Annotated in this window: 15 protein-coding genes; 6 read left to right on the top strand and 9 right to left on the bottom strand. The window is 65.9% G+C overall.

Annotated features, from left to right (window positions below; translation table 11 throughout):
- The first annotated feature begins 9 nt into the window (after window positions 1–9).
- Window positions 10–648 (top strand): 50S ribosomal protein L25/general stress protein Ctc, encoded by a 639-nt coding sequence (locus WIMU1_RS22705; protein WP_023962919.1) that lies wholly within the window; start codon window positions 10–12, stop codon window positions 646–648.
- Here WIMU1_RS22705 and WIMU1_RS22700 read toward each other — a convergent pair whose 3' ends face one another.
- Window positions 649–1,587: a DMT family transporter gene (locus WIMU1_RS22700; RefSeq protein ID WP_158599280.1), complete on the bottom strand. Its 939-nt coding sequence runs from the start codon at window positions 1,585–1,587 to the stop codon at window positions 649–651. It abuts the gene before it with no gap.
- 64 nt (window positions 1,588–1,651) lie between these two features.
- Here WIMU1_RS22700 and WIMU1_RS22695 point away from each other — a divergent pair, with 64 nt between their 5' ends.
- From WIMU1_RS22695 to WIMU1_RS22675, 5 genes are all read left to right on the top strand, one after another.
- Complete coding sequence (locus WIMU1_RS22695; RefSeq protein ID WP_062800561.1) at window positions 1,652–2,257, top strand: TetR/AcrR family transcriptional regulator; 606 nt, start codon at window positions 1,652–1,654, stop codon at window positions 2,255–2,257.
- Window positions 2,258–2,282: 25 nt separating this feature from the next.
- Complete coding sequence (gene pth / locus WIMU1_RS22690; protein ID WP_062800559.1) at window positions 2,283–2,873, top strand: aminoacyl-tRNA hydrolase; 591 nt, start codon at window positions 2,283–2,285, stop codon at window positions 2,871–2,873.
- 119 nt (window positions 2,874–2,992) lie between these two features.
- Window positions 2,993–4,009 (top strand): beta-ketoacyl-ACP synthase III, encoded by a 1,017-nt coding sequence (locus tag WIMU1_RS22685; protein WP_023962911.1) that lies wholly within the window; start codon window positions 2,993–2,995, stop codon window positions 4,007–4,009.
- Window positions 4,010–4,137: 128 nt separating this feature from the next.
- Window positions 4,138–5,739 (top strand): peptide chain release factor 3, encoded by a 1,602-nt coding sequence (locus WIMU1_RS22680; protein ID WP_033335613.1) that lies wholly within the window; start codon window positions 4,138–4,140, stop codon window positions 5,737–5,739.
- A 95-nt stretch (window positions 5,740–5,834) separates the two neighbouring features.
- The gene (locus tag WIMU1_RS22675; protein ID WP_147431403.1) at window positions 5,835–6,386 is read left to right on the top strand and encodes a hypothetical protein; all 552 of its coding nucleotides are present in this window, start codon (window positions 5,835–5,837) and stop codon (window positions 6,384–6,386) included.
- Here WIMU1_RS22675 and WIMU1_RS22670 read toward each other — a convergent pair.
- From WIMU1_RS22670 to WIMU1_RS22635, 8 genes are all read right to left on the bottom strand, one after another.
- The gene (locus WIMU1_RS22670) at window positions 6,383–8,428 is read right to left on the bottom strand and encodes a neutral/alkaline non-lysosomal ceramidase N-terminal domain-containing protein (RefSeq protein WP_062800671.1); all 2,046 of its coding nucleotides are present in this window, start codon (window positions 8,426–8,428) and stop codon (window positions 6,383–6,385) included. The two genes, WIMU1_RS22675 and WIMU1_RS22670, sit on opposite strands and share 4 nt — an antisense overlap.
- An 18-nt stretch (window positions 8,429–8,446) precedes the next feature.
- Complete coding sequence (locus WIMU1_RS22665; RefSeq protein WP_062800555.1) at window positions 8,447–9,757, bottom strand: D-arabinono-1,4-lactone oxidase; 1,311 nt, start codon at window positions 9,755–9,757, stop codon at window positions 8,447–8,449.
- Window positions 9,745–11,004 (bottom strand): alanine racemase, encoded by a 1,260-nt coding sequence (locus tag WIMU1_RS22660; RefSeq protein WP_245969073.1) that lies wholly within the window; start codon window positions 11,002–11,004, stop codon window positions 9,745–9,747. Before WIMU1_RS22660 ends, WIMU1_RS22665 begins: the two co-directional genes overlap by 13 nt.
- Window positions 11,001–12,254 (bottom strand): MFS transporter, encoded by a 1,254-nt coding sequence (locus WIMU1_RS22655; RefSeq protein WP_062800553.1) that lies wholly within the window; start codon window positions 12,252–12,254, stop codon window positions 11,001–11,003. The genes WIMU1_RS22660 and WIMU1_RS22655 overlap by 4 nt, the downstream gene beginning before the upstream one ends.
- Complete coding sequence (locus tag WIMU1_RS22650; RefSeq protein ID WP_062800551.1) at window positions 12,251–12,961, bottom strand: TetR/AcrR family transcriptional regulator; 711 nt, start codon at window positions 12,959–12,961, stop codon at window positions 12,251–12,253. Before WIMU1_RS22650 ends, WIMU1_RS22655 begins: the two co-directional genes overlap by 4 nt.
- A gap of 178 nt (window positions 12,962–13,139) precedes the next feature.
- Window positions 13,140–14,141: an enoyl-CoA hydratase/isomerase family protein gene (locus WIMU1_RS22645; protein ID WP_062800549.1), complete on the bottom strand. Its 1,002-nt coding sequence runs from the start codon at window positions 14,139–14,141 to the stop codon at window positions 13,140–13,142.
- A gap of 13 nt (window positions 14,142–14,154) precedes the next feature.
- Complete coding sequence (locus WIMU1_RS22640) at window positions 14,155–15,969, bottom strand: ABC-F family ATP-binding cassette domain-containing protein (protein WP_062800548.1); 1,815 nt, start codon at window positions 15,967–15,969, stop codon at window positions 14,155–14,157.
- Window positions 15,966–16,904 (bottom strand): 4-(cytidine 5'-diphospho)-2-C-methyl-D-erythritol kinase, encoded by a 939-nt coding sequence (locus tag WIMU1_RS22635; RefSeq protein WP_062800546.1) that lies wholly within the window; start codon window positions 16,902–16,904, stop codon window positions 15,966–15,968. Before WIMU1_RS22635 ends, WIMU1_RS22640 begins: the two co-directional genes overlap by 4 nt.
- Window positions 16,905–16,908: the final 4 nt, after the last annotated feature.

The following is a 16,908-nucleotide window of genomic DNA, read 5'->3' as shown; positions in this document are numbered from 1 at the left end:
ACACCCATCATGGCCACTGCCAATCAGGCCAGCAATCTGAGCGTTTCGATCCGCACCGAGAGCGGCAAGGGCGCAGCCCGTCGCACCCGTCGCGCAGGCAACGTGCCCGCCGTGCTCTACGGCCACGGCACCGAGCCCAGGCACCTCACCATCCCGGCCCGTGAGTTCGCCGCGATCCTGCGTAACAACGGCCTCAACGCCGTCATCGACCTCGACATCGAGGGCGAGACCCAGCTGGCACTGACCAAGCAGGTCGACGTGCACCCGATCCGCAACTACATCGAGCACGCCGACCTCGTGGTGATCAACCGCGGCGAGAAGGTCACCGTCGAGGTCGCGATCGTTGTCGAGGGCGACGCCGCCCCCGGCAACCTGGTCACCCAGGACGCCAGCGTCATCGAGATCGAGGCCGACGTGCTGTCGATCCCCGAGCAGATCGTCGTGTCGGTCGAGGGCAAGGAAGCCGGATACTCGATCAGCGCGGCCGAGCTCGAGCTGCCCGAGGGCGTCACGCTGATCTCCGATCCCGAGACGCTGATCATCGCCGTCAACGAGGCTCAGAAGGCCGAGACCGAATCGGACACCGACGCTTCCGAGCCGGCCGAGACCGATTCCGCCGCCGCCGAGGGCGACTCCGCCGGCGAGTAGTCAGCGCCGCAAGGATTCCGCCGTCTCCGGCCCGCGCACTTCGGTGTCGCGGGCCGGAGTCGTCTGCGGCGCCGGTCTCGACGACGCGCCTGCCGACGTTCCCAGCAGCTTGATGGTCACTCCCGCCGCGCTGACCACGACGCCGGCCACCTCCCACACCCCGAGCTGATCGCCGAACATCGGCCAGGCGATCACCATGGTGGTGGGCGGCACGAGCAGCAGCAGGGTGCTCAGGTGCATCGGTCCGGCCTCCCGATTGACCCACAGGTAGGCACCCCAGCCGCCGAACGTCGCAAAGAGAACGGCCCATCCCAGCGACCACGCGAAGTCGAACGTCATCGGCGGAATCACGTCCCCGACAGCCACATTCACAGCCCAGAAGATGACGGCACCCACGACGCACTGCACGGCCAGGGCGGCCGCCATCGGCTCGGGCGGCCGCAGTCGCCGCTCGGTGAGTGTGGCCGCGACCAGGGCGAGCATCCCGAACGTGCACAGCAGGTAAGCCCACCAGGGAACGCCGCCGGCGTGCACCTTGCCCCCGACCACAAGTCCGACACCCGCTATGCCGACGGCCAGGCCCAGCCACTCACGGGCTCCTATCCGCTGACCGAGCACGGGCACCGCACACGCCGCCACCACCAACGGCTGCAGTGAACAGATCAATGCGGTGATGCCGGGACTCAGCCCCGCACCCACCGAGGCGCTGATCGCCCCCAGGTACAGACCCTGCATCACGATCGCCAGGCCCACCTGTCGCATCACGCCTGCGCGGGTGATGCGCAGACGCCTCACCACACAGAAGCCGATCAGCAGGATGGCAGCCACCGCGAACCGGCAGCTGAGCAGCATGTGCCAGGAGGAGTAGCGGGCGGCGAGCTCTGCTCCGAGATAACCCGAGCTCCATGTGAGCACCAGAACCGTCGAGGCTTTGATCATGCCGACAGGTAAACACACCGGTCGGTATACTTGCAGTGTACCGAGCCACCGACCGAGGAGATCCATGACCGTTCCCGCTGTCCTCGACGTACCGACCGAGGCGCCCATGACCCCGGCAGCCGAGCGAATCCTCGACGCCGCGGGGACCTTGTTCTACACCCACGGCATCCGAGCGGTCGGTGTCGACTCGATCGCCGAGGCCGCCGGCACCACCAAGAAGACGATCTACGACCGGTTCGGATCCAAGGACGGGCTGATCGTCGCTTATCTACATCGCCGAAGTCTGCGGTGGCGCAGCCTCGTGCTCGACTTCATCCGTCCCCTTCCGGTGGGGCGCGCCCAGGCCCTGGCCGTCTTCGACGCCACCGACGAATGGATGGCGTCGTGGGTGCGCGGCTGCGGCTTCATCAATGCGTACGCCGAACTCGGCGGAACCGACCATCCCGGTGTCGAGATCATCGTCGAGGAGAAGGCGTGGGTGCGTGACCTGTTCGCGCACACATGTACCGCGGCCGGCTATCCGCAGCCCGATTTCCTCGCCGGGCAGTTGACGCTCTTGCACGAGGGCAGCATCGTAGCCCGGACCGCGGGGGCACAGGACGATGCATCACGGGTTGCGAAGCTGACCGCGCAGGTGCTGCTGGACGCTCCGGTGGGCGAACCGTCGTGATGGGCACGGATGACAGAATGAGCGCGTGACCGAGAGCATCGTGATTGTCGGCCTGGGCAATCCGGGCACCCGCTACGAGAAGACCCGCCACAACGTCGGGGCGATGGCGGTACAACACCTGGCGCACAAGCTCGGCGAAAAGTTCAAGGTACACAAGAAGTCCGGGGCCCAGATCGCGGTCGGACGGTTGGCAGGCACTCCCGTTGTCCTGGCCGTCCCGACGTGTTTCATGAACGAATCGGGCCGCCAGGTCGGGCCGTTGGCGTCGTTCTATTCCGCGGGTCCGCAGTTCGCGGGACCACACACACTCGTGGTGGTCCACGACGAATTGGACATCGACTTCGGAGCGGTCCGCCTGAAGCAGGGTGGCGGCGAAGGTGGCCACAACGGCCTTCGCTCCATCTCGCAGGCCGTGGGCAGCAAGGACTACCTCCGGGTCCGGCTCGGAGTGGGCCGACCACCCGGTCGTCAGGATCCCGCCGACTTCGTCCTCAAGCCGTTCTCGACGTCCGAACGCACCGAGGTGCCACTGCTGCTGGAGAACGCGTCCGACGCGATCGAATTGCTGATCTCGAACACCCTGGAAGACGCTCAGAATCGCGTACACGCGTGGTGAGCTGACAACCGCGCCGTCGCGTCGGAGAAGCTCGATTTGTGAGGTGGCACTCGCTAGCCTGTTACAAGCTTCGCCGGCCGACCGATACATCGAAGAAGCCGCAATGAAAAGAGGAACGCATGCCTGTCATCGCTGACAAAACCGGGATCAACAACGTCGGGATTCTCGGCATCGGCGCCTATCGGCCGGATCGCGTGGTCACCAACGCAGAGATCTGCGAGAAGATCGACTCCAGCGATGAATGGATCTACACCCGCACCGGAATCAAGACCCGGCGGTTCTGCGGGCCGGACGAGAACGTCACCACGATGGCCATCGATTCCGGACGCAAGGCCATTGCCAATGCGCTGCTGAGCGGTTCGGACATCGACGCCGTCATCGTCGCCACCAACACCCACCTGCTGCTCACCCCCGGTGCCGGCACCGCGGTCGCCACCGCGCTCGGCGCCAACGGGGTGCCCGCTTTCGACGTCACCGTCGGATGCGCCGGATTCGGCTACGCGATGGGGATCGGCGCCGACATGATCCGCGGAGGCAGTGCCACCAACGTTCTTGTCATCGGATCCGAGCAGCTGTCGATCGCGCTCGACATGACCGATCGCGGCAACTGCTTCATCTTCGGTGACGGCGCCGGCGCCGTGGTCCTCGGAGCCACCGAAACCCAGGGCGTCGGCCCGGTCATCTGGGGCAGCGACGGTTCGCAGTACGACGCGATCCGCCAGGACATCGACTGGCTCGAGTTCATCGAAGGCGACCGCAAACAGCGCCCCTACCTGCGGATGGAGGGCACCAGCGTCTTCCGCTGGGCGGCATTCGAGATGGGCAAGGCAGCTCAGCGGGCACTGGACGCCGCAAAGATCGATGCGCAGGAACTCGACGTCTTCGTCCCACACCAGGCGAACGCACGGATCAACGACCTGCTGGCCCGCGGCCTCAAACTCCGCGACGACGCTGTTGTCGCCGGCGACATCGAGACCACCGGCAACACCTCTGCCGCCTCGATCCCGCTGGCCATGGAGGACCTGCTGTCCAACGGCAAGGCCAAGCCAGGCGATACCGCACTGCTGCTCGGTTACGGCGCCGGCCTCAGCTACGCCGCGCAGGTCGTCACCCTCCCGCCGGTCCCGTTCGAGTAGCACCTCCACCGAGCGGGCCGCTCGGCGGTGGTGGCGATTGGTACCCGAACGCGCTGGTCTGTAGCCTTTTCTGAGTGAGTTCCGACCCGACCGCTACACCTGCCGAAACCCCTACCGCCAACAAGGCCGTGGTGGCCCGCGAGGTGGCCCGCCGTCGCACATTCGCGATCATCTCGCACCCGGATGCCGGTAAGTCGACGATGACCGAGGCGCTGGCCCTGCATGCGCGGATGATCAGCGAAGCGGGCGCCATCCACGGCAAAGCCGGCAGGCGCTCGACCGTGTCGGACTGGATGGAGATGGAGAAGGCTCGCGGTATCTCCGTGAGCTCGACCGCACTGCAGTTCAACTACCGCCTCGACAAGACCAGTAGCGGTGTCGACGAGGTCAATGTGATCAACCTCGTCGACACGCCCGGTCACGCCGACTTCTCCGAGGACACCTACCGGGTGCTCACGGCCGTCGATGCCGCCGTGATGCTCATCGATGCGGCCAAGGGACTCGAGCCGCAGACCCTCAAGCTGTTCCAGGTGTGTCGCCACCGCGGCATTCCCATCATCACCATCGTCAACAAGTGGGACCGGCCGGGACGCACTCCCCTGGAGCTGATCGACGAGATCAGCGACCGCATCGGCCTGACCCCCACCCCCCTGTACTTCCCTGTCGGCATCGCCGGAGACTTCCGCGGATTGCTCGACCGGCGGACCGGCAAGTACATCCACTTCACACGCACCGCCGGTGGCGCGACGATCGCACCCGAAGAGCTCATCGAACCCGAGGATGCACTCGCTCGCGAGGAGGACGACTGGACCACCGCGGTCGAGGAGAGCGAACTGCTCTCGGAGATGGGTCAGGACCATGACCAGGAGATGTTCCTGGCCGGCCAGACGTCGCCGATGATCTTCGCCTCCGCTGTGCTCAATTTCGGTGTACGCCAACTGCTTCAGGCCCTGATCGAGTTGGCACCGCCGCCCACGGGCCGCGAGGCGATCGATCACACGGTCCGCGAGGTCACCGACGCGTTCAGCGCCGTGGTCTTCAAGGTGCAGGCGGGCATGGATTCCTCGCATCGAGATCGACTGGCCTACATGCGCATCGTCTCGGGAGAGTTCGAGCGGGGCATGGTGGTCACCCACGCTCAAACCGGGAAACCGTTTGCCACCAAGTACGCCCAAGCCGTGTTCGGCCGAGACCGCTCGACGGTGGACACCGCTTACCCCGGCGACGTGGTGGGTTTGGTCAATGCCATGGCGCTGGCCCCCGGCGACACCCTCTACTCGGGTCCGAAGGTTCAATTCCCGCCCATCCCCTCCTTTGCCCCCGAACACTTCTCGGTGTGCCGTGCCGAATCGGCAGGCAAGTACAAACAGTTCCGCAAGGCCATCGACCAGCTCGACTCCGAAGGTGTTGTGCAGGTGCTGCGCAACGATATTCGCGGCGATGCCTCCCCGGTGCTCGCCGCTGTCGGTCCGATGCAGTTCGAGGTCGTGACGGCGCGGATGAAGACCGAGTTCGGGGTCGAGACGAGCTTCCAGGGCCTGCCTTACCAGTTGGCCCGTCGGACCGACGCCGAGAGTGTGGACGAACTGAACCGGCAGCGAGGGGTGGAGGTGTTCACCCGCAGCGACGGGGCACTCCTGGCTCTCGTCAGCGACAAGTGGCGGCTGCAGTACATCGAGAAGGAACACGGCGACCTGACTCTCGAACCCCTGGTGGCGGCGGCAGATTGAGGCGGTCACGGTTCCACCGGGTCGCGATGTCGGTCGCCGCATGCGCTCTGCTGACGGCCGGATGCGGTGGCCAGTCGAACTCGTCCGAGGACCCCGTGAGTTCATCGACGGTCGCGCCGACGCCGACGGCCCCGCAGAACGCCAGAGTCGCCGATGACCAGTGCCGATCGACACCGCCGGCCGGCCCGATCGATCACAGTCTGCAGAATCTCTCCTTCGCCACCGGCCAGGCCACGGTCGCGATCACGGGCGCCGAACCACAACAAGGCTGCTATCGCTTCGCGCGGTGGGGCAATGCCGACCCGGCGGTCCCGATCGACAGTCTGCTGTTCCTGTTCAAAGACGAAGGCTCCGACGGCGTCACCATCGACATGCTCGTCGGCGACCTGACCACCCGCACTGCACTCAATGCGCGGATCACGGTTGTCGTCGACGGGACCGCCTACGGTGCCGACACCTGTGCGACGACGGTGACCGCCCTGTCCAGCACCGCCGTCGCCGGTGAGTTCAACTGCCCGACCGCAACTCGCGTCTTCGGCAACCCTTTTGCTCCGCTCGACGACACCGAGCCCGAACCGAGCCAGTCGTCACCCTTGCCGACGGTCGCGGTGTCGGGTTGGTTCACCGTCGCTCCGGACGCGGGCTAACGCGAGACGTCGAAAGCCGCCGATGTACCGGTGAAGCCGGTGATCGTGCCCGCCGGATTCTTCGAGTCGCCGAAGTAGCGGATGCGGAACCTGCCGGACGTCCCGGCAGGAATGTTCCACAGGACGGTGATCACCGAGGTGTCGGTACTGTTGGCCGGTCGCGCCCAATGCATCTCGGTCGACCATGCGTTGTCGTCGTAGACCCGGTCCCACGTGTCGGCCGTCCACTGTTGCACTTCGACGTAGGTATCTGACGTACGTAGATTGTTGTTGGGATGGGCACCGACGAACTCCACGGCCACCGTGCTCCCGCCTCGATGACGAGGCTCAGGACCCCTCAGTACGTCTCCGAAACGGTGCCCCGCGATCGGGACGTCCGGAGGTGGAGGCGGCACGAGATCCGGTTGGATGCCGGATTTGTTCAGGGGCGCCGGTCCCCGTCCGAGATCGGAACCCCTCGCCATGGCCCCGGCGAGGGCATCGAAACTCTGCATGTACGCCGACAGTGTCCACCGGCCGAACTGCGTCTCCCCACCCTCGTACTGCTGTGACACATACTCTTCCGGGGTGGTGACGTACTGGCTGTATCCGTTGGCGAAGCCCTGCAGCAGGACGTTGTCCGCCGAGATCTGCAAGGCGTGTGCCACGACTTGCCGTACCCGGAGCCCTGAGACGATGGTGAACTCGGCAGGGGCAGCCGCAAGCACGAGATCGCCTATCCGGATGATCTGGACCGGCATGATCTGAGGTATCCATGGCCACGGTGGCAGCAGCCCCAGCGGAAACGCGATGAGCTTGGGAGCCTGCACGTCTCGCACCCATGGCGACACCTCGGCGTCGAGCCCACCCACCGCGGCCACCAACGGATTGACCTGTCCCTCATAGAAGAACGGCAAGGGCTGTTCGAAGTTGTCCTCCGAGCTGGTTGCCACCGCGCCGGCGCCCATCATCGCCGGGCTGGTGCGCGCGGGCTTCCCATCTGGGGTGTACGTACCGTCGATGGCGACGTCGGAGAAGTCGACGTAGTGCACCACAGATTCCACCCCGCTGCGAGTCATCGGCGAGGCAGAGCGGGATGCCTCACGGCCCGCCTGATATTGACGCTCACCGATGATGGCGCAGTTGGCCCGATTGTCGGCCGTGGGTCCAGATGGACTGAACGGCACCAGATCGAGGTTCGGGGTCATGTCTCCGGCGTTGGTCTGCGGGAACGCCGCGATCACGCCCGGCTCATCACTCTCCCATCGGTGGCTGGCATAACCCTTGTTGTCCACCGTGATCAGTCGATTGTGGTCGGCGATCGAGGTTCCGTGCGTGGAGAACCAGGTGATCACGCCGATGTCCTTGCCTGCCTGCGCCAGCCGGAGCACGGTCACTGCTGGGTCGATGGCGTCGGGGAACGCATTCTTGTCGTGGGCCGGGTTCAGATCGAAGGCGACTCTTGAGCGCTGCGCGCTCGCATTGTGCAGCTCGGTTCGCCCGAGCTTCACCGTGCCGGGTGCAAGAGAGTCGTGTGCGCGGCAGATCGCCGCGAATACCCCGTTGACCTCGGCGTCGTAAGAGTTCTTCTTGAAGCCGAACGCGGCCAACGTATACGCGTAGTCCCAGGCGGTACCACCACACGAGTTGTGGTTGTGGGTGGCGTTGAGGTTGACGTTCTTCTCGGTGTACAGATCGCCGTACCGTGCCCGCAGCTTGGCCAGCACTCCGATGTGGATCGATTCGAACACGCACGAGGAGTCAGCCGTCACGAAGACCACCCGCTGACCCGAGGCGCTGTCTGCGATGATGTATGCCCTTGCGTGATAACGCATGTGCAATCCCGCGGCGACCTGCTGGGGCTGGGAGTAGCCCATCATTCCCTGGCCTGCCACCGCGCCCGTCATGTCGGCACGTCCGGCTCCCACGAGATAGCCGGTCTGCGCCGGCGCGGCCCCCGCTTGTGCGGAACCGAGCACTCGGAAGGCACCGACCGCCACGGTGGTCGCGGCGGCGCCGCCGAGAACGCGGCGTCGGGAAACTTCTGGTCCGTCGAACTTCATGGTCACCGATCCGTTTGTTCAGTCGCCGAGTACCGAGGCGAGGTAGGGGTTGACAAAAACGCGATCGGGATCGAGATCCTCACGCACACCGAGAAATTCACCGAACCGCGGATACACCGACCGGAGGTGCCGAGCGTCGCGGGTGTGCATCTTCCCCCAATGGGGGCGCCCACCGTGGTCGGCCATGATCCGTTCGACCTCGCCGAAGTAACCGTCCACCGGGTCTGCGTGATACCGGTGGACGGCAACGTACCCACTGTCCCGCCCACTCGCCGTCGACAGCATGAGGTCGTCTGCGGCCGCCGCACGAACCTCGATCGGGAAACTGACCCTGAACCCTCGCCGGTTGATCATGTCGCGTACCTCGTTCAGCGCCTGCGGTACCCGGTCCAGCGGGATCGCGTATTCCATCTCCCGGAATCGAACTCGACGAGGTGAGACGAAGACCTTGGTCGATGTATCCGTGTACGTCCGAGCCGACAAAGCGTTCCCGGCCAGTGAATTGATCCTCGGAACCGCCGCAGGAAAGCGGGCCCCGACCTCACAGGTGGCGCGAAACAGCCCGTTGCTCACGACCTCGTCGTCGATCAACCGCCGGACCACGCCCGGGCCGGACCTGGGTGTGTCAGGGGGAAGCCGGGTGTTGGTCTTCGTCAGCGCAAAGCCGGTGTGCGGGAACCAGTAGAACTCGTAGTGGTCGTGGAGCGCGGCCTTCTCGAGGAACGAGTCGATGACGTCGTCCACCTGCTCCGGACCTTCCTGGGCGCGCAGGGTGAATGCGGGTACACACTGCAGTGTGACCTCGGTGATCACACCGAGTGCACCGAGCCCAAGCGCGGCGGCCGAAAGCAGTTGGGGCTCGGAGGTATCCACTGTGCGGACGTCGCCCTTGCCCGTGACCAACTGCACTGCGGTGATCTGTGTGCTGATCCCACCGTGGCGCAGGCCGGTGCCATGAGTCCCCGTCGATGTTGCACCTGAGATCGTCTGGGCATCCACGTCGCCGAGGTTCGCCATGGCCAACCCGTACGGCGCGAGAAGACCGGGGATCTCGCGCAAGGTGGTACCAGCTCGCAGTGTCGCCCGGCCGGTGGCCGTGTCGACGGCGACGAGTCCGCGTTGACCTGACATGTCCAGCTGGATCTCTGGAGCAATCGCAATGGCACTGAAGCTGTGCCCCGACCCCACGGCCTTGACGGTCACACCGTTGGTACGAGCTCTCGCCACCACATCGGCCACTTCCTCGGTGTCTCGTGGCGTCACCACCTCGGCCGGGTTCACCGATTCCGTCCGGCCCCAATTCCGCCACACCGCCGTCACAGAAAGCACTTCCCTTCGCCGCGATAGGTCGGCAGTTCACCGACCACCCTGCCGCCGTCGACCACGAGGATCGAGTTGACGTGTTCACTCAGTTCGCCGGACTTGGTGTGCCGCATCCACACCCGGTCGCCGACCCGCATCTGTTGTGCGGCCTTGCCGGTCAGTGGCGTCTGTACCTCCCCGGCCGCCTCGCGCGGCAGGTAGTCGAGTCCTGCAGGCCACACCGGCAGCGGCAACCGGTCCCGGGCCGGCGGGCCGGACGCCACCCACCCACCGCCCAGGCACGTGACGATGCCGCGCGCCGGGACGCGAACAACCGACAAGCCGAACGACATGGCCGGGGCCGGCTTGAAATAGGCATAGTTGTCGAACAGGTGGCCGCCGAAGAAACCACTACCTGCAGCGATGTCCGTGATCGACGGGTCGGTGGCGGTGACCTCGATCGAACCGGTCCCCCCGGCGTTGACGAACTCGAGGTCCGCGATCGTGCGCAGGGCATCGACCACCCGCCCCCGCCGATCGATCAACTCGGCCATCGAACGCCGCTGCATCTCGGTGATCATCTTGTTACGCAAGCGCTTGCGCGGAATTGCATCGCCCACACCGGCCACCTGTGCCTCGTAGGACATCACTCCGACCAACCGCACACCAGGCCGCACAGCCACCTCGTGCGCGAGCCGTTTGGCTTGCGCAGCCGTGCGAATCGGCGATCGCCGAACACCGATGTGGACGAGCAGTCGGGAGGAGTAGGACGCGTCGACGTCGATGGCAACCCTGACGTCAGCAGCGCCCGGTGGCACTGCACGCGCGATGAGGTCGAGGTGGTCCACCGAATCGACCAGGAGGGTGACCCTCTCGGCCGCCACCGGGTCCGTCGAGAGTTTTGCGATCGCGTGCGCATTGGCTGTCGGATAACCCACCAGTACGTCGGTCACAGCCGCCTCGGTGGCGAGCCAGTGGGCTTCGGCGACGTCGTAGGCCAGTACACCGGCGAAGCCATCGGTGGCCAGGATCTCACTGATCACCGAACGCACCCGCAACGATTTGGAGGCGATCCGAATCGGCACTCCGCCGGCTCGGGCACGCAGGTCCGCCACGTTGTGCCGTAGCGCCGTCAGTTCGAGTACTGCCACCGGCCCGTCGGGCGCGCCGTGGTCGCGCACTGCCTGATCGATGGCACGCCAGTATCTTTCGGGTTCTGCCGCCCACGGCCACTCCGGTCGCATCACGGCTCCGTCCAGTCCGAGCTCGGTCATCGCACACTCCGGACCCGGAGCACCGACAGACCGCCGAGTATCCCGAAGAACGCCGACGCGACGAACAGCCCGGTGAACCCGGACGTGAGGTGGACGATGAAGGCTCCCAGCAGTGGGCCAAGCGCTTGCGGCACGGCCATCGCGATGTTCATGATCCCCAGATCCTTTCCGTAGTGGTCGGCGTCGGGCAGCACTTGCGTGGCCAGCGCTTGGTCGACGGCGAGGAAACACCCGAATCCCGCACCCAGTAACGCGGCCGCGACGATGGTCGTGGCGAGGCCGGGAACCAGCGCGATCACGAGTGCAGCAGCGCCTTGGAGCACACCGGCAACGAGGACAAACGGCTTGCGCCTCCCGATCCGGTCACTCAGGGCGCCGGATCCGACCGCGACGGCGATGACGAACACCATGTAGACCGCGGTGAGAGCCAGCAGCGACTCTTCGGGCTCGGACACCTCGAGCCCGAACTGGAGGTAGAAGAACAACAGCGATGTCCCGAGCGCATTGCCGATGTTGACGAGCACCCGTCCCAGCAGTGTCCAGCCGAAGTCCGGTTGTTCGCGCGGCGAGATCCACAGCTCGGCGAACAGCGCGCCCACACTCAGGCGACGTGTCGCGACCGATTGCACGGGAGGGTCGGGAACCCAAAGCGCAAAGGGCACAACGAATATGACAAGCAACAGCGCCAGCAATGCGTACCCGGCGACGTAATGTGCGCCCACCGCGGTGAGCACAGCGATACCGGCGATGGTGCCGATCGCCTGCGGCGCCGACACCCAGCTCGAGACCACCCCGCGCTGCGGGGCGGGCACCTGGTCGCTGATGAGTGCGGTCAGTGCCGCTGCGGCCATGCTGAAGCCGGTCAGCGCCAGACACCAGAAGAGGGCCAGCCCCCAGTAGGTGTGCTGCGGGCCCAGCATGACAAGCGCGGCCGCGAAGACCGCCGTGCCGGCGAGGATCCAGGGGCGCCTGCGGCCGAATCGTCCGGTGGTCCGGTCACTCAGGGCGCCGGCGAGCGGGAACGCCACCAGAGCGCACACCGCCGACATCCCCGAGATCGTTCCGAATGTGGTGACGCTGCGTTCCCAGTTGCTCTGCTGCAGTACGTCTCCCACGCCCAGCCAGTCATTGATCTGTTCGGGCAGCGCCAACTGGAACGGCGCCAGCTGCGCCATCCAGATACCCACCCAGGCCAGCGCGAACAACGCCACCCACCGTCTCGACACCCTGGGCTGCGTCGTGATGGTCACGGCGACACCAGATGTGAACGCAACATGGTCACGGTGGCATCGATGATCCGCTCTGCGATCTCACGGTTGCCGGTGCTGAGGTACGCCAACGTCAGACCATCGGTGGCCGCGACCACCAGCGGTGCGAGATGGCTGGGCGGGGTGGCCCATTGGACATGCATCGCTTCGGCTGCCGCTTCCAGCGTCGTCTGCGCTATTTCGTAGTACCGGTCGTAGAGGCGTTGCGCGAAGTGTTCGAGACCTTTTGTCCGCCTGGCATATTGCGCAAGTGTGATCATCGCCGATTCACGCCCGGGGTCGGCGATGATGCTCTCGAGATACGACATCAGCCCGGCTTTGAGGAGGTCGCCGATGTCGGCCGGCAGAACCCATTCGGCTGGTTGTCCAGTCCCAGCACCTTCGGTCCCAGCACCTTCGGTGCGACGCTCGGAATCGTCCGGCCCGAGGTCGACAGGCCCAGAATCAGGCCCAGGGCTCGGCGACGGAGGACTCAGGGGCGCGATGAAGGTGGCGAGTTCGTCGGAGGTTCCACGCGCCACCAACTCGGCAAGTAGTTCGTCGCGCGATTCGAACGCGTAATGGAAACTGGCGAGTGACATCGAGGCAGCAGCGCTGATCCGCCGGGTGGTAGCGGCTTCGACCCCGTGCTCGGCGATCACCCGGAAAGCGGCCTGGACCAGCAGATCTCTGCGGGTCTCCACGGACATCCTCGCCACGGACCACCCTTTCGCCACCGAGTGAGTGGGTCAGATGACCCACTCGTGGTGTCGAGAGTATGGCACCGGAAGTCACCGCGCTGTACGAATGGCCAGGTCGACCAGAATCAGCATGGTCACGCACAACCCACCGCCGCGGGGTCGGACTCGACCTCCGGTCAGGTGACCGCTAGCCGACGATGCGGGCGACCACTGCTGGATCCACATCGGCGAGGTCGGCCGGGTCGAACCGCGGGTTTCGATCCTTGTCCACCAGCACGGCCCGAACCCCTTCGGCGAAGTCGTGAGTGCGGGTGATCTGTTCGGCGGCGTTGAGCTCTCGTTCGAGGCACTGATCAAGTGTTGAGCGGCCACCGAGGTCGATCATGGCAGCCGTCACGGCCAGGCTGGTGGGTGATGCCTTGTCGAGCAGGGCAACCATCTCGGTGGCCCATTCGTCGACCACGGCGCCGCGCAACCCACCGACGATCGCCTCGATCGGGTCGTCGCTGAAGTACTCGGCGATCTTCGCCAGCGGCAAGTCGGTCCCGGTGACGGGTTCCGCACGTCCTGACAACGCCTGACCCAGCGGCACTCCCGAGCGGATGTCGTCCGCCAGGCCCTCGAACAGATCGCTGGGCACGAAGTGGGTGGCCAGGCCGAGCGCCACCGCGTCCGCGCCAACCACCCGCGCGCCGGTGAGGCCCAGCCAGAGCCCGACGCCGGCAGGCAGTCGCGGCAAGAAGTAGGTGGATCCGATGTCCGGGATGAACCCGATTGCCGTCTCGGGCATTGCGATCATGGCCTTTTCACTGACCACGCGAACCTCACCGTGCACGCTGATGCCGAGTCCGCCACCCATCGCAGCACCGTCGATCAGCGCGACATAAGGCTTGGGGTACTCGGCGATCAGCTGGTCCAGCTCGTATTCTGCGCTAAAATACCTTGTGACAGAAGCGTGGTCGCCGGCAACGGCGGCGTCCCGGATCGCACGGATGTCGCCACCCGCGCAAAATGCCCGGTCGCTGGCCGAGGTGACCAGCACGAGTTCGATGGCCGGATCGTCAGCCCATGCCGTGAGGACGGGAAACATGTCGTCCACCATCGTCTGGTCCAGGGCATTGAGCGCCTTGGGGCGGTCGAGGATGATCTCGCCGACCCCACCTGAGACCTGTGTACGGATGAACGACATCGATTCCTCCTTCTCAGCCGACCTGGTCGGCGAGTTCCATCCATGACTCCTCGGCCGCTTCCCGCTCTGCGACAACGTCTTTGAGCTCGGCATTGAGCTTCATCAACTGGTCTGCATCGGTTGCGGCCGCGGCCAGCAGTTCGTGCAGTTGCTTCTCGCGGTCGACCAACCGCACCACCTGCTTCTCCAGGCGTTTGAGCGACTTCTGCATGTCTCGCTCGCTGCCGGAACCCTTTGCCGCGCCGGCGCCCGTTGCCGGGGTCGTGCCGGGGCGTGACGGGGCCGCCGAGGTCGGCGCCGGTCCGGCCGCGAGCTTCTTGAGGTATTGCTCGATGCCGCCCGGCAGGTTGGTCAGTCGGCCGTCACCGAACAGTGCCCAGGTGCTCTCGCAGATCCGCTCGATCAGGAACCGGTCGTGACTGATGACCACGAGCGTGCCCGCCCAGTTGTCGAGCAGATCTTCCAGTTGCTGCAACGTGTCGATGTCGAGGTCGTTGGTGGGCTCGTCGAGCAGCAACACATTGGGCTGCGCCATCAAGACTCGGGTCAACTGCAGTCGGCGACGCTCCCCACCGGAGAGATCACCGACCGGCGTGCGCTGCTTGGCCGGGGTGAAGCCCAACCGTTCGGCCAACTGCCCGGCCGATATCTCCTTGTCACCCAGGGTGATCCGGCCCGCCACATCTTCGACCGCCTCGATCACGCGCATGTCGACGGGCAGGTCGTCGAGTTCCTGGCGCAGCCAGCCGATCGAGACGGTCTGACCTTCGATCCTCTTGCCCGCGGCAGGCGGTGTCTCACCGGCCAGTGTGCGGAGCAGGGTTGTCTTACCCGAGCCGTTGATACCGACGAGTCCGATCCGCTCCCCCGGCGCCAGGCGCCAGGTGAGGTCGTCGAGCAGGACGCGTCCGTCCGGGGTCGTCAGGCGTGCATCTTCGAGTTCGATGACAACCTTGCCGAGTCGCCGTTTGGCAAAACTGGCCAGTGCCACCGAATCTCGCGGTGGCGGCACATCGGCGATCAGCTTTTCCGCGGCCTGGATCCGGTACTTCGGCTTCGACGTGCGAGCCGGGGGGCCGCGCCGCAGCCAGGCGAGTTCTTTCCGGGCCAGGTTCTGCCGGCGTTCCTCGGCAGCGTCGGACAACCGCGACCGTTCCGCGCGGGCATACACCCAGTCGTTGTAACCGCCTTCGTAACTCTCGACGTTGCCGTTCTGCACCTCCCATGTCTGGGTGGCGACGCGGTCGAGGAACCACCTATCGTGCGTGACCACCACGAGTGCACTGCGCCGCGAGACCAGATGGTCTGCGAGCCAGGCAATGCCCTCGAGATCGAGGTGGTTGGTGGGCTCGTCGAGGATCAACAGGTCGAGGTCCTGGACCAGTGCGGCCGCCAGCGCGACCCGGCGCCGCTGTCCACCCGAGAGGTCGGTCACCAGAGTGTCCAGACCCAGTGCGCCGATGCCGATTCCGGCCAGCACCGAACGGATCCGGGCGTCGCCGGCCCATTCGTGTTCGGCCACATCGAGGGGTCCGAGCACAACCTGGCCGATGGTTTCCTCCGGCGGCAGATGTCCGCGCTGGGTCACCACCGCCATCCGCAGACCGGTACCCCTGGCGACACGGCCTTCGTCGGGGGGTTCGATACCGGCCAGGATCTCCAACATCGTGGTCTTGCCACCACCGTTGAGGCCGACGACCCCGATCCGGTCGCCTTCCTGCACACCGAGGCTCACCTTCTCGAGCAGCGGCTTCACCCCGAACGACTTGCTGATGTTCTCGACGCTGATGAGGTTCGCGCCGTTCGTCTTTCGTGCTGCGGTGGTCATGCGGCCCCTTCGATCAGGCGGGCGCCGGCAACCGGTCCGGATGCGGTCCGGACTGCGCGGCACACCCCGGCTCCCGACAACTCGGCGGCGGTGGTCACGGCGGACGTCTCATCGGCACACAGGAACGCGCAGGTCGGTCCGGACCCGGACACGATTCCGGCCAGCGCCCCGGCGTCGACGCCAGCGCGCAGTGTCCTGCGTAGCGCCGGTCGCATCGACAGCGCGGCCGGTTGCATGTCGTTGTGCAGCAAGGCTGCCACGCGCACGGGGTCTCCCGACGCCAGCGCCTGCAAGAGTTCGTCGGGCGATTCGGTGTAGGTGCCGGTGTCCTCTTCCGAGGAGTACGACTTTCGGAGTTGATCGAGTTCGCGGTACACGGCGGCGGTACTGAGTCCTTCCTTGGCCACGGCCAGCACCCAGTGGTACTCGCCGCGTGAGAGCACGGTGGTCAATTTCTCGCCACGACCCGTGCCGAGTGCGGTACCGCCCCGCACCGCAAACGGGACGTCGCTGCCCAGTTCGGCCGCGAGGTCGCGCATCTTGTCGCGACCGATGTCCAGTCGCCACAACCGTGCCAGTGCCACCAGCGTCCCGGCGGCATCCGCGCTTCCCCCGGCCATCCCCCCGGCGACGGGAATCCCCTTGGTGATGCTGATGGCGACAGCGGGCTCGCGACCGGCCACCCGGGCCATCAGCTCCGCCGCGCGCCAGGCGAGATTGGTCGCATCGAGGGGTACCGCGCCGGCGCTGTCGCCGGTGACGGTGATCGACAATGCGTCGGCCGGGACCACCGAGATGGTGTCCGACAGCGACAGCGCCTGGAAGACGGTGGTCAATTCGTGATAGCCGTCACGACGCGGCAAACCCACCCCCAGGTGCAGATTCACCTTGGCAGGCACCCGAACGGTGACGGGGCGTGGGACGACAGACAACACGGTG

The organism is Williamsia muralis NBRC 105860 (assembly GCF_001598915.1).
Taxonomy (GTDB): domain Bacteria; phylum Actinomycetota; class Actinomycetes; order Mycobacteriales; family Mycobacteriaceae; genus Williamsia; species Williamsia muralis.
This window is presented reverse-complemented; position numbering and strand designations above follow the sequence as displayed.

Excerpts from the sequence above, each read along its gene's own strand:
- WIMU1_RS22705 (WP_023962919.1), top strand. The coding sequence starts at position 10 with ATGGCCACTGCCAATCAGGCCAGCAATCTGAGCGTTTCGATCCGCACC.
- WIMU1_RS22700 (WP_158599280.1), bottom strand. The coding sequence starts at position 1,587 with ATGATCAAAGCCTCGACGGTTCTGGTGCTCACATGGAGCTCGGGTTAT.
- WIMU1_RS22695 (WP_062800561.1), top strand. The coding sequence starts at position 1,652 with ATGACCGTTCCCGCTGTCCTCGACGTACCGACCGAGGCGCCCATGACC.
- WIMU1_RS22685 (WP_023962911.1), top strand. The coding sequence starts at position 2,993 with ATGCCTGTCATCGCTGACAAAACCGGGATCAACAACGTCGGGATTCTC.
- WIMU1_RS22670 (WP_062800671.1), bottom strand. The coding sequence starts at position 8,428 with ATGAAGTTCGACGGACCAGAAGTTTCCCGACGCCGCGTTCTCGGCGGC.
- WIMU1_RS22660 (WP_245969073.1), bottom strand. The coding sequence starts at position 11,004 with ATGACCGAGCTCGGACTGGACGGAGCCGTGATGCGACCGGAGTGGCCG.
- WIMU1_RS22650 (WP_062800551.1), bottom strand. The coding sequence starts at position 12,961 with ATGTCCGTGGAGACCCGCAGAGATCTGCTGGTCCAGGCCGCTTTCCGG.
- WIMU1_RS22645 (WP_062800549.1), bottom strand. The coding sequence starts at position 14,141 with ATGTCGTTCATCCGTACACAGGTCTCAGGTGGGGTCGGCGAGATCATC.
- WIMU1_RS22640 (WP_062800548.1), bottom strand. The coding sequence starts at position 15,969 with ATGACCACCGCAGCACGAAAGACGAACGGCGCGAACCTCATCAGCGTC.